Annotated in this window: 14 protein-coding genes; 5 read left to right on the forward strand and 9 right to left on the reverse strand. The window is 68.3% G+C overall.

Features of this window, described 5'->3' with window-relative positions:
* Positions 1 to 6: 6 nt before the first annotated feature.
* From A3A5_RS0133075 to A3A5_RS0133105, 7 genes are read right to left on the reverse strand one after another with little or no spacing between them, the layout of a single operon-like run.
* Entirely contained in the window at positions 7 to 999 is a 993-nt protein-coding gene (locus A3A5_RS0133075) for an ABC transporter ATP-binding protein (RefSeq protein ID WP_018314732.1), read from the reverse strand.
* Positions 996 to 2,051 carry an ABC transporter ATP-binding protein gene (locus A3A5_RS0133080; protein ID WP_018314733.1) on the reverse strand — a complete coding sequence of 352 codons (1,056 nt, stop codon included), beginning with the start codon at positions 2,049 to 2,051 and terminating at the stop codon, positions 996 to 998. Before A3A5_RS0133080 ends, A3A5_RS0133075 begins: the two co-directional genes overlap by 4 nt.
* A 16-nt stretch (positions 2,052 to 2,067) precedes the next feature.
* The gene (locus A3A5_RS0133085; protein WP_018314734.1) at positions 2,068 to 2,961 is read right to left on the reverse strand and encodes an ABC transporter permease; all 894 of its coding nucleotides are present in this window, start codon (positions 2,959 to 2,961) and stop codon (positions 2,068 to 2,070) included.
* A 26-nt stretch (positions 2,962 to 2,987) separates the two neighbouring features.
* Positions 2,988 to 3,923 carry an ABC transporter permease gene (locus A3A5_RS0133090; RefSeq protein ID WP_018314735.1) on the reverse strand — a complete coding sequence of 312 codons (936 nt, stop codon included), beginning with the start codon at positions 3,921 to 3,923 and terminating at the stop codon, positions 2,988 to 2,990.
* A 34-nt stretch (positions 3,924 to 3,957) separates the two neighbouring features.
* Positions 3,958 to 5,541 carry an ABC transporter substrate-binding protein gene (locus A3A5_RS0133095; RefSeq protein ID WP_018314736.1) on the reverse strand — a complete coding sequence of 528 codons (1,584 nt, stop codon included), beginning with the start codon at positions 5,539 to 5,541 and terminating at the stop codon, positions 3,958 to 3,960.
* A 60-nt stretch (positions 5,542 to 5,601) separates the two neighbouring features.
* On the reverse strand, positions 5,602 to 7,056 hold the full coding sequence (locus A3A5_RS0133100; protein ID WP_018314737.1) for a M81 family metallopeptidase: 1,455 nt from the start codon (positions 7,054 to 7,056) through the stop codon (positions 5,602 to 5,604).
* 52 nt (positions 7,057 to 7,108) lie between these two features.
* Positions 7,109 to 8,275, reverse strand: coding sequence for an FAD-binding oxidoreductase (locus tag A3A5_RS0133105; protein ID WP_018314738.1), 1,167 nt, complete (start codon positions 8,273 to 8,275; stop codon positions 7,109 to 7,111).
* Between the two features lie 186 nt (positions 8,276 to 8,461).
* Here A3A5_RS0133105 and A3A5_RS0133110 point away from each other — a divergent pair, with 186 nt between their 5' ends.
* Entirely contained in the window at positions 8,462 to 9,199 is a 738-nt protein-coding gene (locus A3A5_RS0133110) for a helix-turn-helix domain-containing protein (RefSeq protein ID WP_018314739.1), read from the forward strand.
* Positions 9,200 to 9,269: 70 nt separating this feature from the next.
* Here the strand turns inward: A3A5_RS0133110 and A3A5_RS0133115 are convergent, their stop codons facing one another.
* Both A3A5_RS0133115 and A3A5_RS0133120 read right to left on the reverse strand, forming a co-directional pair.
* Positions 9,270 to 10,571: an MFS transporter gene (locus tag A3A5_RS0133115; protein ID WP_018314740.1), complete on the reverse strand. Its 1,302-nt coding sequence runs from the start codon at positions 10,569 to 10,571 to the stop codon at positions 9,270 to 9,272.
* Positions 10,572 to 10,679: 108 nt separating this feature from the next.
* Positions 10,680 to 11,273 carry a TetR/AcrR family transcriptional regulator gene (locus A3A5_RS0133120; protein WP_018314741.1) on the reverse strand — a complete coding sequence of 198 codons (594 nt, stop codon included), beginning with the start codon at positions 11,271 to 11,273 and terminating at the stop codon, positions 10,680 to 10,682.
* A gap of 307 nt (positions 11,274 to 11,580) precedes the next feature.
* Here A3A5_RS0133120 and A3A5_RS0133125 point away from each other — a divergent pair, with 307 nt between their 5' ends.
* From A3A5_RS0133125 to A3A5_RS44205, 4 genes are all read left to right on the forward strand, one after another.
* Positions 11,581 to 12,927 (forward strand): MFS transporter, encoded by a 1,347-nt coding sequence (locus A3A5_RS0133125; protein WP_018314742.1) that lies wholly within the window; start codon positions 11,581 to 11,583, stop codon positions 12,925 to 12,927.
* 89 nt (positions 12,928 to 13,016) lie between these two features.
* Positions 13,017 to 14,132 carry an NADH:flavin oxidoreductase/NADH oxidase gene (locus A3A5_RS0133130; RefSeq protein ID WP_018314743.1) on the forward strand — a complete coding sequence of 372 codons (1,116 nt, stop codon included), beginning with the start codon at positions 13,017 to 13,019 and terminating at the stop codon, positions 14,130 to 14,132.
* Positions 14,133 to 14,161: 29 nt separating this feature from the next.
* Positions 14,162 to 14,584: a VOC family protein gene (locus A3A5_RS0133135; RefSeq protein WP_018314744.1), complete on the forward strand. Its 423-nt coding sequence runs from the start codon at positions 14,162 to 14,164 to the stop codon at positions 14,582 to 14,584.
* 264 nt (positions 14,585 to 14,848) lie between these two features.
* Positions 14,849 to 15,016, forward strand: coding sequence for a hypothetical protein (locus A3A5_RS44205; RefSeq protein ID WP_010812488.1), 168 nt, complete (start codon positions 14,849 to 14,851; stop codon positions 15,014 to 15,016).
* Positions 15,017 to 15,251: the final 235 nt, after the last annotated feature.

Consider the following 15,251-nt stretch of genomic DNA (forward strand, 5'->3'; position numbering starts at 1 on the left):
TAGCGGTCAGCGGAAATGGCATGCCACCTGGTGGATGCCGGTGGCGGCAGGCCGCCCGGTAAGCATGGGGGCCTGTTCCTTGCAGCGGGCTTGCGCATGCGGGCAGCGCGTGTGGAAGCGGCAGCCCGATGGCGGATTGGCCGGGCTGGGCGGATCGCCCTGCAGCAGCAGGCGCCGGGCGGGCATGCGCGGGTCGGGCACCGGCACGGCCGACAGCAGGATCTCCGTATAGGGGTGGCGCGGCGCGGAGAACAAGGTGTCGCGGTCGGCCAGTTCGACGATCTGGCCGAGGTACATCACGGCCACCCGGTGGCTGATATGGCGCACCACGGCCAGGTCGTGCGCGACGAACAGGTAGGCGATGCCGAACTCGGCCTGCAGGTCCATCAGCAGGTTGACCACCTGCGCCTGGACGGAGACATCGAGCGCCGATACCGGCTCGTCGCAGACGATCAGCTTGGGGTTGAGTGCCAACGCGCGCGCGATGCCCAGCCGCTGGCGCTGGCCGCCGGAGAACTCGTGCGGGAACTTGCGCACGGCTTCGGGTCGCAGGCCGACCTTGCTGAACAGCCATTGCACGCGTTCGTTGCGCTCGGCTCGGGAGCGCTGGCCGAAGTTGCGCAGCGGCTCGCCGACGATCTCGCCCGCCGTCAGCCGCGGGCTGAGCGAGGCATAGGGGTCCTGGAAGATGATCTGCAGGTCGCGCCGGCGCTGCCGCATGGCGCTTGCGGGCAGGCCCAGCAGTTCCTCGCCGTCGAGCCGCACCGAGCCTGAAGTCGGCTCGATCAGGCGCAGCACCGACTTGGCAGTGGTGGTCTTGCCGCAGCCGGATTCGCCGACCAGCGAGAGCGTCTCGCCGCGCTCCACGGTGAAGGACACGTCGTCCACAGCCTGGATCGGCGGCTTGCACGGTGCCAGCCAGCGCCGCGGTGCGTGGTAGTGTTTCCGGAGGCGGTCGACCTTGAGCAGGGGCGTCAGCGTGGCGGAGGTGGTGCTCATGCGATGGCTTCCTGGGCTTGTGGGTTGCATTCGATGCGGCCTTCCTCGACGGCGAAGCAGGCCACCGCATGGTCGCCGCCGTGGCGCGTGAGCTGCGGGAGTTCGCGCGCGCAGCGCGCGTCCGCATGCGCGCAGCGTGCCGCGAAGGCACAACCGCGGCGCGCCTCCTGTGGCGATGGCACCAGGCCGGGGATTTCGGCCAGGCGCCGGCTGCTGGTGTTCATCGACGGCATCGATGCCATCAAGGCGCGGGTGTAGGGGTGCAGCGGGCGGTCGAACAGTTCGGCGACGCCGGCTTCCTCGACCTTGCGCCCGGCGTACATCACGATCACGCGGTCGCAGCATTCAGCCACTACGCCCAGGTCGTGCGTGATCATCACCACGCCCATGCCCAGTTCCTGCTGCAGGCGGCGGATCAGGTCCAGGATCTGGGCCTGGATGGTCACGTCGAGCGCCGTGGTGGGTTCGTCGGCGATCAGCACCTCGGGATTGCAGGCCAGCGCCAGCGCGATCATCACGCGCTGGCGCATGCCGCCCGAAAGCTGGTGCGGGTATTCGTTGACGCGGCGTTCGGGCTCGGGGATCTGCACCAGCCGCAGCATTTCCACTGCGCGCCTGAGCGCGTCGGCGCGGCTCGCGCCCTGGTGCAGCTGCACTGTCTCGGCAATCTGTCGGCCAATCGTCAGCACCGGGTTCAGCGAGGTCATCGGCTCCTGGAAGATCATCGAGACGCGGTTGCCGCGGATGCGGCGCATCTCACGTTCGCTAAGCTGCAACAGGTCCGTGCCGCGCAGCCGCACAGCGCCGCGGATGCGTGCCGGCGGCATGGGCAGCAGCCGCATGATGGACAGCGCCGTCACGCTCTTGCCGCAGCCTGACTCGCCCACCACGCCCAGCGTCTGGCCGGCGCGCACGGTGTACGAGACGCCGTTGACCGAGCGGGCCGGCCCGGTGAGCGTGTCGAAATGCGTATGGAGGTCCTCCACTTCGAGCAGTGGCTCGCCCGTGGCCGGCGTAACACGGGACATCGCGCGGGACATCGTGATGGTCATAGTTGCGCTCCCGGATTCAGAGTTGCCGCGCCAGGCGCGGATCGAGCGCGTCGCGCAGGCCGTCGCCGAGCAGGTTGATGGCCAGCACCATCGCGGCCAGCAGGATGCCCGGGTACAGGATGATGTGGAAGGCTACGGCCACGAAATTGCGCCCCTCGGCCATCATGTTGCCCCAGCTCGGCATCTGGGCGGGCACGCCGACGCCGAGAAAGGATAGCGCGGCTTCCGTGAGCACGGCGGTGGCGGCCACGAAAGTGGCCTGCACGATCAGCGGCGCCACCATATTGGGCACCACGTGGCGCGCCAGGATCACCGGCAGGCGGGTGCCGACCGCATGCGCCGCCTCGACGTAGAGCTGCTCGCGCAGGGTCAGCGCCAGCGAGCGCACCAGCCGCACCACGCGCGGGACCTCGGGGATGGCGATGGCGATGATCACCGCGCCCAGGCTGGCCTGCGTAACGGCCATCAGCGCGATCGCCAGCAGGATGCCCGGGATTGCCATCAGGCCGTCCATCACGCGCATCACCAGGGAGTCCGCCCGGCGCACGAAGCCTGCGACCAGGCCCAGCAGTACGCCGGACACGGTTGCGAGCAGCCCGACCGACAGGCCCACGATCATGGATACGCGGCCGCCCCAGACCGCGCGGCTGAACACGTCGCGGCCCAGCGCGTCGGTGCCGAACCAGTGCTCGGCCGATGGCGGCTGCATGCGCGCCAGCGGGTCGATGTCCTGCGGGTCGACGGTGGCAATCCAGGGCGCGCCGAGGGAGAGCACGGCGATCACCGCCAGCAGCAGCGCGCCCAGGATCAGGGTAGGGTGCTTGCGCGCCCAGTGCCAGCGTGGCAGCACGAAAGGCGCTTCGTCGGGAGCCGGTACGGCAGGTTCGGTCGCGGGCAGGGATGTGGTCATGTCAGCAGGTCTCGCGGCAAAAGCCATCAGTACTTGATGCGCGGATCGAACAGCCGGTAGCTGAGGTCGATCATCAGGTTGATCAGCACATAGACCCCGGCGGAGACCAGCAGTACGCTCTGGATCACCGGGTAGTCGTGGCGCTGCACCGAGTCGACCACCAGGCGGCCGACACCCGGGATCGCAAACACGGTCTCGGTCACGACCACGCCGCCGATCAGCAGCGCGATGCCCATGCCGACCGTGGTGGCGATCGGGATCGCCGCGTTGCGCAGCGCGTGGCCCAGCACCGGCAGCACGCCCAGGCCCTTGGCACGCGCGGTGCGGATGTAGTCCTCATGCAGCACTTCCAGCACGGTGGCGCGCGTCATGCGCGTCACCAGCGCGATATAGACCAGCGCCAGGTTGACGCAGGGCAGCACCAGGCTGTGCAGCCATGCGCCAGCGCCGTCGGCGAGGCGCGCATAGCCCTGCACCGGGAACCACGGCAACTGGATGGCAAAGGCGTAGACCAGCAGGTAGCCCACCAGGAACACCGGCAGCGAGAAAGCCAGCACCGCGAACAGCATCACCAGCCGGTCGACCCAGCTGCCGGCGCGGTACGCGGCCAGCGTTCCCATTGGCACCGCGACCAGCAAGGTCAGCAGCATCGTCAGGGCGGCGACGGAGATGGTCGGCTCCAGCCGCTGCGCCAGCAACTGGGCCACCGGCACCTGGGTGAAGATGGAGGTGCCGAGGTCGCCGGTGGCGAGCCGGCCGAGCCACAGCAAGAACTGATGCCACAGCGGCTGGTCCAGCCCCAGCACGCCGCGCAGCCTGGCGATGTCGTCAACGGTCGCGAGGTCGCCTGCGATCAGCGCCGCCGGATCGCCCGGCGACAAGTGGATCAGCAGGAAGACCACCACGGCCACCACTGCCATCACGGGCAGCGTCGCGGCCAGGCGTCGGAGCAGGTAGCCCATTGTCGTGTTTCCCCCGGTGGTTCGTGCTTCGTGGTTATTTGTCGAGCATCCAGACCGTGGGCATGCCGGCCCACATCGTGTCGATGCCCTTGAGGCTGGCACGCGCCGCGAAGGCCGCCGAGTACTGGCCGGCGTTCACATAGGGCACCGCCTCATAGGCGCGCTTCTGGAAGGCATCGAGCAGTTCCTTGCGTTTGGCGGGCACGGTCTCGCGGATCCAGGCCGTGCGCAGTGCGTCGAGCGGCTTGTCGCAGGGCCAGCCGGGCAGGCTGGTGCCGCAGGGGGCGCCGAGGTAGGCATTTGCGATCGGGGAATTGGCATCGAACTCGCCCGCCACGGTCACGTACATATTCCAGCCGCCAGCCTCGGGCGCATCCCGCCTGGCGCGGCGCGCGCCGATGGAGGCCCAGTCCATGTTCTGCATGTCGACGTTCATGCCCATGCTGCGCATGGTCTGCGCCGCCATCAGGGCTTCGGCGTTGAGCTGGGGAACGTCGGTCGGCACCAGCAGCACCACCTTTTCGCCCTTGTAGCCCGCCGCGCCCAGCAACTGTCTGGCACGGGCCGGATCGGCCTTGCGGTACGGGTCGGCGCCAGCAGCGGTATCGTTGGGGCCGCCGCAGATGAAGAAGGTGGCGCAGTAGTTGATGCGCATGTCAAGCGGGTAGCCCATGGCCGCGGTGAAGCGTTCCTGGCTGACCGCCTGCAGGAAGGCCTGGCGCACTTTCGGGTTGTTGAATGGCGGATGCAGCTGGTTCATCACCAGCACGCCCTGGTAGGCGCCACCCGAGCCGATCTTGATGCTGGCGTCGCCGCGCAGCGGGGTGATGTAATCCGGCGGTACCTGTTCGATCAGGTCGACCTCGCCGCGCTTGAGCGCCGCGATGGCGCTGTTGGCGTCTGGCAGGTAGAGCCATTCGACGCGGTCCACGCGGGGCTGCTTGCTGCCGGCGAGACCGCTCGCGGGCTCGCTGCGCGCCACGTAGTGCGGGTTGCGCACGAATACCGCCTTGTTGCCCGGAACCCATTCGTCGCGCTTGAAGATGAAGGGGCCGGAGCCCAGCACCTCGGGCAGCGGCGCGGTGGCGGGCATTTTGGCCAGGCGCTCCGGCAGGATCACCGGGGGAAAGCCAGAGGGCTTGGCCAGCGCATCGAGCACCATGCCAAAGGGCTCTTTGAGCGTCAGCGTGAACGTGCGCGCGTCGACCGCCTTCCACTCGGCGCCGGCTTCGCCCATGGCACGGCCCAGGCTGTCGCGCGCGCCCCAGCGCTGCAGCGAGGCGATCGCGTCCGCCGAGGTGACCGCGCTGCCATCCGAGAACTTCAGGCCGGGACGCAGCGTGAAGCTCCACTGCCCGCCATCCTTCGAACTGCTGTACTTCTCGACCATCTGCGGTTGCGGCTTGCCCTTGGCGTCCTGCGCGAACAGCGTGTCGTAGACCATGTAGCCGAAGTTGCGCGTGATGTAGGCCGTGGTGAAGGTCGGATCGAGGATCTTCAGGTCGGCATGCGCCACGACCTTGAGCGTCTTGGTCTGCGCCAGCACGGGAAGGCTGGCGCCTGCCAGGACCAGGGCACCCGCCGCGAGCGCGGCGGACAGGGCTCGATTTGATGTCATCTGCAGTCTCCGTTTTCGTCGTTGTCGTTGTTGTTGTGATCGCAGCCAGGCGGCTGACGCTCAGCCCGCAGTGCCGTCCAGAGGCCACTTAGGCCGTTGAATCTTGCGATAGGGCAGGGTCGTGAGGTCAAGCGTGACGGCACCCGGGGCACCTGCGTAGATCACGTGCCTTGCCACTTTCGAGAAGGAGGCGTAGAAGTGCTGCGAGGACTTGACCACGATGATCTTCTTGCGCGCCAGGTCACAGCCCAGCTGGGTGAACATGTCCGTGTCCATGGCCTGGTTGCGCAGCGTGATCAGCACGATGTCGATGCCGCTGGCTTCCACCAGTGCGCAGTCGCCCATCTGCACCGGCGCGCCGGACAGCCCGGTCATCACCATGTCGGGCAGCAGAGCCTTGACCGTGCAGTCCAGGTCCAACGGGTCGCCGGATAGCGGACTGATCTTGCCGCCGATGCGCATCGGCAGGTGCGCGCCCACGCCGGCATCGAAGGCGATGCGCACCGCGACCGGGTCCCACATCGGGCCGACCGCAGCATTGCCGATGCCGCGTTCGATCATGCGGCGCAGGATGAAGGTGGAGTCGCTCGCCGCGCCGCCGCCGGGATTGTCGGCGCCGTCGGCCAGCACCACCGGCCCGCCGTCGAAGGCCAGCGCCTCGTCGAGAGCGGTGTCGAGGTCCGGGTAGTGCACCGTGAGCCCGTCGCGCATGGCGATCAGTTCGTCGGCCAGTTGCCGCGCCAGCGCATCGGCCCTGGCCTGGTTGCCATCGGCGTAGACCAGCACCTTGGTACCCATCGCCGGCACATCGCCCCACGAAAACCCATGCGCCACCGAGATTGACAGCACGCCGTCGCGCCCTTCCAGCGACTGGATGCGGTCGATGAAGCCGCGCGCCGGCTCGCGCGAGGTGTGGACCGTGACGATCATCCCGCAGTCGACCACCGCCGCCACCGGGCGAACCTTGCCTTCCACCGTGGCTGCGCACAGGTCGGCCAGTTCCAGGGCGCGCTCCAGCACGTCGGTATGCGGGTATTCCTTGAAGGCGACCAGCACGTCGGCGTACTCCATCATCTCGGGCGTCAGGTGGCAGTGCGGATCCAGCTCCGCGCCGATCACCACCTCGGGGCCGACGATGGCGCGCACACGCTGCAGCAGGTCGCCCTCGCAGTCGTCATAGCCATCGGCCACCATCGCGCCATGCAGGCCGAGCAGCACCATGTCCACCGGCAGCGCCGCGCGCAGGTCGGCCAGCAGTTCCTCGCGCAGGGTTTCGTAGGCATGGCGGGTGGTGGTGCCGCTGGGCTGCGCGCCGGCCACCATGCCTTCGCACAGCTGCCAGCCGCGCTCCTTGCCGCGGATCCGCGCGGCCCACAGCGGGCCCGAGAAAAATGTCATCTGGTCAGGATGCTGGCCGGCCGCGAAGTAGCCGCGATCCCTGAAGGACGACAGGCCGGTGGGCATCGGCGCAAAGGTGTTGGTTTCGGTAGCGAGGGAGGCACTGAAGACACGCACGATGGTTGGCTCCTGGTCAGTCGGGGGATTTGCGGTTGGGGGAAGGCGCGATTCAGGCCGAAGCGGCCAGGCGGCGCAGGCGCGCCGGCCCAAGCATCCCGGCGCTCAGGCCGAACGACGCGGGATGCGCCGGCACCGGCAGGCCGCGCGCCAGCGCGGCACAGGTCTCGCCCATGGCCGCGGAAGTCTGGATGCCGTAGCCGCCCTGGCCCGCCACCCAGAAGAAACCCGGCACGGCGTCGTCGAACCCGCCCACCAGGTCGCCGTCGGCGACGAAGGAGCGCAGCCCGGCCCAGGTGCGCGCGGGGCGGCGGATCTTGAGCGAGGTCGCGGTCTCGATGCGGTCGATGGCAAGTGCGATATCCATTTCCTCGGGCTGGACGTCCTGTGGCTCGACCGGGTCGGCATTGGCCGGGGAGCCCAGCAACATGCCGGCATCGGGCTTGATGTACCAGTCCTCGCCGGCGCCGAAGACCATGGGCCAGGCGCTGGTGTCCATGTCCACGGGCGGCGCGAACACAAAGGCGGAGCGGCGGCGCGGTTCAATCCCCAGCGGCTGCACGCCGGCCAGCCGCGCGATGACGTCGGCCCAGGCGCCGGCGGCGTTGAGTACCACCGGTGCCGCATATACCGCCCCGCCAGCCTCCACGCGCCAGTGGTCCCGCACGCGTGCCATGGCCGTGATCTCGGCATCGCAAACCAGCTTGCCGCCGGCCTGGCGCATGCCGCGCAGGTAGCCCTGGTGGATCGCGTCCACATCCATGTCTGCGGCGCCGGGCTCATAAACGCCGCCGAGCAGTGGCTCCGCGCGCAGCGCCGGCACGCGCTCGCACGCTTGCGCGGCGCTCAGCAGGCGGGCGTCGGGATCCAGGGCGCGCACCACCTCCCAGTGCGCGTCAAGCAGATGCTGTTGCCCGGGGCCGGCGACCATCAGCGCGCCGCGCGGCGTCAGCAGCGGGTGCGAGGCAAAGCCCGGTGGCGGATCCTGCAGGAAGGCGCGGCTTGCCATCGTCAGCGCGCGGACCTGCGTGGTGCCGTAGCTTTCCATGAACAACGCCGCCGAGCGGCCGGTCGAGTGGTAGCCAGGCTGTGCTTCGCGTTCGAGCAGGATGACGCGGCCATGGGGCGCGAGCCAGTACGCGACGGAAGCACCGGCAATGCCGCCCCCGATGATGAGGTAGTCGGCTGGAATTGGCGAGTCAGCGTGAGTCGGGCACATGGATCGGGTGGCAAGTGAGCGCCTTGGGAACGCTCGTGCATTCGGAATTGCGAGTGAGTGTAGGCAAGAATTTGCGGATATGCAAATTGCGGATACGCAAATTTTGCGCTAAGGTGTGCGGCAGGGGATGGGCCTTGGCGCGGTCTCCTCTGTTAGGATTCCGTCCAACGGAAAAAGGACGCAGGCTTGAAAACACACACCGCCCCGGGGCGCGGCAGCGGCATCGGGATCGATGGCGACGAGTCGCGCTCGCTCGACCGCGAGACCTTCGGCAAGCGCCTGCGCTCTGCGCGCAAGGCCTTCGGCTGGACGCTGGCCCACCTCGCCGAATTGTCGGGCGTCTCGATCACCACCATCTCGCGTGCGGAGCGCGGGCAACTGGCCCTGGGCTACGAGAATTTTGCTGCGCTGGGCCAGGCGCTGCAGATGGACATGGGCTCGATGTTCGCCGGTGCCGGCGCGAAAACGTCGCCGTTCCGCGGGCCTGTGGTGACCCGGGCCGGCGAGGGCGTGACTTACCGGGGGTCGTCGCTGACCTATGAGTTCCTCGGCACAGAGGCCGTCGGCAAGCAGATGAGCCCGGTGGTCGGCACCGTGCATGCGCGCCGCATCGAGGGCCCCGGTGACTTCTCGCGCCATCCCGGCGAGGAGTTTGTCTATGTGCTCAGCGGCGAGGTCGAAATCCACTTCGATAACGGCGAGAAAGTGCACCTGGCGCGGGGCGACGCGCTGTATTTCGATGCCCGCATGGGCCACGCCTACATCAGCGTAAGCCGGCAGCTCGCCCGGATCGTGGGCGTGACCACCAGCGAAAGCAATTTCATGAAGTCGGCCCAGGCGGCGAAGCCGGAAGCGGTGCCGAAACGGACCGTCGGGCGGTCTAAGGCGAAAGCCGCCGCGACCAGGGGAAAAGGCAAAGGCTGAAGGGGCCGGAACCCGCGCTTTCAGGTTCCGGGGTGAAACATTGCTTGCGGAGCCCCCGTGTGGCCCTGGGTCAGGCGCGCGCCGCCTCTGCTGCCACCGCGCGTGTCCGGCTGACCATTAGCGCCAGCAACGCCGCGACCATGCACGCTGCACCGGCCGCGTACAGCGCCGGCGTATAGGTCAGCAGCAGCGTGCGGCTCAGCCCCGCGCCGAACGCCGCCGCGGCCGCGCCGATCTGGTGGGCCGCGAAGATCCAGCCGAACACCATCGGCGCGCGTTCGCGCCCGAATGCCGTTGCCGCCAGCTTGACCGTGGGCGGCACCGTCGCAATCCAGTCCAGCCCATAGAACATTGCAAAGATCGACAGGCCGTACAGCGTGAAGGTCGAATGCGGCAGCCAGAACAGCGACAGGCCGCGCAGCGCGTAGTACCAGAACAGCAGCTTGCGGCTGTCGTAGCGGTCCGAAAGCCAGCCCGACAGGATGGTGCCGACAAAGTCGAACGCGCCCATCATTGCCAGCGCAGAGGCAGCCGGCACCGGCCCCATGCCGAAGTCGCCGCACAGGGCGATGAAATGCGTCTGGATCAGCCCGTTGGTGCTCAGGCCGCAGATGAAGAACGTGCCCGCCAGCACCCAGAAGGTCTGGGTACGGGCAGCGTCGCGCAGCATCCGGAAAGGCGCGCGCAGCGTGAACGGCGTGACGGGTTGTGCGGCGGGCGGCGTGGCGGGATGGGCCGGAACTTCGCCGAACGCAGTCAGGCCGACGTCGGCGGGCCGGTTGCGCATCAGCCCGAATACCAGCAGCGCCAGCGCCGCGCAGGCGGCCAGCACCGGCAGCACGGCCACGCGCCAGCCCATATGCTCGATCAGCCAGGCGGCCACCGGCAGGAAGGCCAGTTGCCCGGTGGCCGCGCTGGCCGTCAGGATGCCGATCACCAGGCCGCGCCGCGCGCTGAACCAGCGGTTGGCGACCACGGCCGCCAGCACCAGCGCGGTCAGCCCGGAGCCGACGCCCAGCATCAGGCCCCACGCCACAAACAGCTGCCACAGCTCGGTCGACACGGTGGCCAGCGCCATGCCGCCGGCAATCAGCGCCAGCGCGGCGCAGACCACGTTGCGCACGCCGAAGCGGTCCATCAATATCGCCGAGAATGGCGCCATCAATCCGAACAGCGCAAAACGGAAGGCCAGGATCGATGAGATCTGGTCGGTGTTCCAGCCCATTTCCCTGGTCAGCGGCTTCAGGAAGGCACCGGGCAGGCCAAGCGCGGCCGAGGTGGTAAGCATCACCAGGAAGGTCAGGGCGGCGACCAGCCACGCGTAGTGGATGCCGCGCCGGTCGAGCCGGCTGGAAAGGGCTTGCGCGAACATGGGGGTCTCGTTGTCAGGGTCCGGGAGGCGTTGGCAAAGGGCAAAGCGAAGCCATCTCCGCCGTGTCTGACGGCGGCGGGGGTGTTTCAGGCTTGGGGAAAACGGGGTTTAGGCGGTGCTGCCCAACAGGCGGCTCCGCACGGCGTTCAGCATTTCGCCAGAGAGCGGATCGCCATCGGTGGCACGCGCCAGCGTGAGGGCGCCGACCAGCAGCGCCATGCGCGCCAGCGCTTCATCGTGGCGCACCTGCGGGTCATCGGATTCAACGGTCTGCGCCATGTCGTCGACCATCGCGCGCAAGCCTTCCGCATAGGCCTGGCGCACGGGCTTGCCAGCGGCCTCACGGGCCACGTCCACCGCCAGTGCCGCGGCGGCGCAGCCCACGCCTGGGTTGGCGCAATGGGCGGCGGTCAGGTACGGCTCCACCAGGTTGGCCAGCATGACCTTGCGGTCGCCGCCGGCGCGGGCCAGGCGGCGTTCCCAGCGGGCGGTCGATTCTTCAAACGCGCGCTTGCAGGCCTGCGCAGCCAGCGCGTCCTTGGAGGCGAAGTGGCCATAGAAGCCGCCATGGGTCAGGCCCGCGTCGGCCATCAACTCCGCCACGCTGACGCCGTTCAGGCCGCGTTCGCGGAACAGGCGCGACGACGCCTGTTCGATCGCCTCGCGGTTCTTGTCGGTTTGTTCGCGGGATACGCGTGCCATCTGAAGACCTCTTCGGGATTTCTGCCTGGACTGGAGTTTAGATGATAACCATACTTTATTCAATAGATGACGAGAATCATCTATTGCAGCGCTGCCGCGTCATCGGCCGGGTAGGGTCAGACAATGTGCATACATATGAACGCGTCTTCAGCACGTTGAAGGGTTTTCCCGTATCGTCTTGACCTGACGATCACCATGCCTGCGTGCAGCCCTTGCACCACTGGTCCCGGCATGGTGGCAACCGGTAAAGACAGTGTCCAATACAGCACCCTTGCAGCCAGCGTCCGCCTCCGCCGCGGACGCCGCCATGATCTCGCGCGAACGCCGCGGCATGGCCGCCATCCTCATCGCCGTCGCCCTGGCCACCCTGGATACCGCGATCGCCAACACGGCGCTGCCGTCGATCGCGGCAGACCTGCGCGCCACGCCGGCCGCGTCGGTGTGGGTGATCAATGCCTACCAGCTGGCGATGGTGTCGACGCTGCTGCCGTTCGCGGCGCTGGGCGGCGTGGCGGGCCACCGGCGCATCTACCTTGGCGGTGTGGTGCTGTTCACCGCCGCCTCCGTGGTGTGCGCGCTGGCGTGGTCGCTGCCGACATTGGCGGCGGCGCGGGTGCTGCAGGGCATCGGCGCGGCGGCCATCATGAGCGTCAATACGGCGCTGATCAGCGCGATCTTCCCCACGCACCGGCTCGGGCGCGGGCTGGGGCTGAACGCGCTGGTGGTCGGCGTTTCGTTCGCGGTGGGGCCGACGGTGGCCTCGGTGATCCTCTCGTTCGGCACGTGGCCGTGGCTGTTTGCTGTCAACCTGCCGATTGGCCTGCTGGCGCTGGCGATCGGACGCGGCGCATTGCCGCAAACGCCGCGCAGCACGCACGGCTTCGACCGCGTCGCGGCGGGGCTCAGCATGGTTGCCTTTGCCGCGCTGGTCCTTGCGCTGGGCGAAGGCGCGCAGCGCGCGCCGCTACACCTGTCGCTGGCGGCGGCGGGCCTCTTCGTGGTGACGTTCGGCCTGCTGCTGTGGCGCGAGCGCGGCCATCCGGCACCGATGCTGCCGGTGGACCTGTTCCGGCGGCCCATGTTCGCGCTGTCGACGCTGACCGCAGTGTGCTCCTTCGCCGCGCAGGGCCTGGCGTTCGTGTCGCTGCCGTTCTACTTCCAGCACGTGCTCGGGCGCGGGCAGGTCGAGACCGGTTTCCTGCTGACCCCATGGTCCGTCGTGGTGGCGCTGATCGGGCCGCTTGCCGGGCGCCTGTCTGACCGCTATCCGCCGGCCGTTCTCGGCGGCGTGGGGCTGGCGGTGCTTAGCGCCGGCATGCTGTCGCTGGCAATGCTGCCGGCCGATCCCAGCGCGCTCGATATCGGGATCCGCATGTGTATCTGCGGCGCGGGTTTCGGCTTCTTCCAGTCGCCCAACCTCAAGGCGTTGATGACGAGCGCCCCGCGCGAGCGCAGTGGTGGCGCCAGCGGCGTGGTGGCCACGGCGCGGCTGCTGGGGCAGGCTACTGGTGCGGCGCTGGTAGCGCTGTGTTTTGGCATTGCCGGGAATCACGGGCCCGGCATGGCACTGGCCCTGGGCGCGGGCTTCGCCGGGCTGGCCGCGATCGCGAGCTGGCTGCGACTGGCAGCGCGCGATCCGTTGGCTGCGGCATAGCGGCATAGCGGCGTAGCCGGGCCGGCAGCAATTCCGGCGCCGGCCTAGAATCGATACTTCCTGTCCGGTCCCAGCAAGGAGCAGCACGCATGAGCCATCTGTTTGAACCGCTCGCCATCGGCAAGCTTACGATCGCCAACCGCATCACCATCGCCCCGATGTGCCAGTATTCCGCGCAGGACGGCAATGCGGGCGACTGGCACATAATTCACCTCGGCTCGCTGGCATTGTCCGGCGCCGGCATGCTGATCGTGGAAGCCACCGCAGTCTCGCCTGAAGGGCGCATCACGCCGCAGGACCTGGGCCTGTATTCGGATGAAAACGAGGCGGCGCTTGGCCGCGTGGTCAAGGCGATGCGCGCGCATTCGCCGATCGCCATTGCGATCCAGTTGGGGCACGCCGGCCGCAAGGCGTCGAGCCAGGCGCCGTGGGATGGCGGGCAGCAGATCGCACCGGATGCGCCCGGCGGGTGGCGTGCCGTGGCGCCCTCTGCGGTACCGCATGGCGCGGAAGAAGCCCCGCCTGTCGCACTGGATCGCGCCGGCATGAATAAGGTGCGCGATGACTTTGTCGCGGCGGCGAGGCGTGCGGCGCGGCTGGGCCTGGATGGGATCGAGATCCATGCCGCGCACGGCTATCTGCTGCACCAGTTCCTGTCGCCGCTGGCCAACCATCGTGACGACGAATACGGCGGCAGCCTGGAGAACCGCATGCGTTTCCCGATCGAGGTATTCGACGCGGTGCGTGAGGCTTTCCCGGCTGAGCGACCTGTGTGGATGCGTATTTCGGCAACCGACTGGGTGCCGGGCGGCTGGGATATCGAAGGAACGGTGGCGTTGTCGAAGGCGCTGAAGGCGCGCGGCTGTGCGGCGATTCATGTGACCACCGGCGGCGTGTCGCCGCAGCAGGCAATCAAGCTCGGGCCGAGCTACCAGGTGCCCTACGCGCAGCGCGTGAAGGCCGAGGTTGGCCTGCCGACCATTGCGGTGGGCCTGATCACGGAGCCGGAGCAGGCCGAAGCCATTATCGCCAACCATGAAGCCGACGCTGTGTCGCTGGCCCGTGCGATGCTGTATGACCCGCGCTGGCCCTGGCATGCGGCCGCGCGGCTGGGCGCAAGCGTGCAGGCGCCGAAGCAATACTGGCGGTCGCAGTCGCGCGAACTGAAGGACCTGTTCGCCGATGCGGCTTTCGGGCAGCGCTAGGCTGCCGATCGACACAGGAGGTACCGGCCATGAAACCCCGTATTACGCTGATCACGCTGGGTGTCGATGACCTGCAGCGCGCGGTGCGCTTTTATCGCGACGGCCTGGGCCTGCCCACCGCCGGCATCGTCGGCGAGCAGTTCGAGCACGGCGCTGTGGCCTTCTTCGACTTGCAGGCCGGATTGAAGCTGGCAGTCTGGCCGCGCACCAGTCTTGCGCATGACACCGGACTGCCGGTGACGCCGCGCGCGCAAACGGATTTCTCGCTGGCGCATAACGTCGGCGACAAGGCGGAAGTGGATGCGGTGATGGCCCAGGCGCTGGCCGCGGGCGCCAGCGTGGTCAAGCCGGCGCAGGATACGTTCTGGGGCGGGTACGCCGGCTATTTCCAGGATCCCGAGGGGCATCTGTGGGAAATCGCGTGGAATCCTGAGATGCTGCCCGCGGATTGAGACCGGCGCGGTGCGCGCCTTGCGCGCGCCCGTACCCCATGTATCAAGACATTGCTTTGCGGCGCCGCATCATGACTGGTGCGGTGCCGCAAAGGGATTTCCATGATTGCCACGCTCCGTCAAAGTGGTGACTATCATTTCAACAGACAGCCATAGCATGCTGGCGACGGAGCGCCCCCACGCATTCCCGCAAGACCCCCGTATTACGCCCCGTCGGCAGCCCACCGAAGTAAAGCAATAAGAACAATGGCAAGGGAGACATCCATGCAAGTCTATGACAGCCTGCTGTATGTGACTGCGATGGTGCTGGTGTGTTTGTATGTGTATCTGGGCGTGCTGTCCCGCAGTACCGCGATCCGGCTGGGTTCTCCGGCGATCGTGGCGGGACTGGTGCTTGCCTATTCGCTGTCCCCGCTGCACTCGGGCGGCTGACGCCGCCGGCCCCCGGCTGAGCGGGGGGCTGCTGACTTTACCGCGGCCGCCGGCTGATGGTCGGGGTCGCCTTCGCCCTGCGTGGCCGAGTCGCGCCGCAACCGTATCGATCGCTGCCTGCAATTCCTGATGTACCACCGGCTTGTGCAGCAGCGCGGTGCCGGACGCGTGTGCGCTGGGCAGCCGGTAATCCGCCAGGACCAGCGCGCGGTGAAGGATGCCAGCGCCGAGAGCG

This window comes from Cupriavidus sp. UYPR2.512, assembly GCF_000379565.1.
Lineage (GTDB): Bacteria > Pseudomonadota > Gammaproteobacteria > Burkholderiales > Burkholderiaceae > Cupriavidus.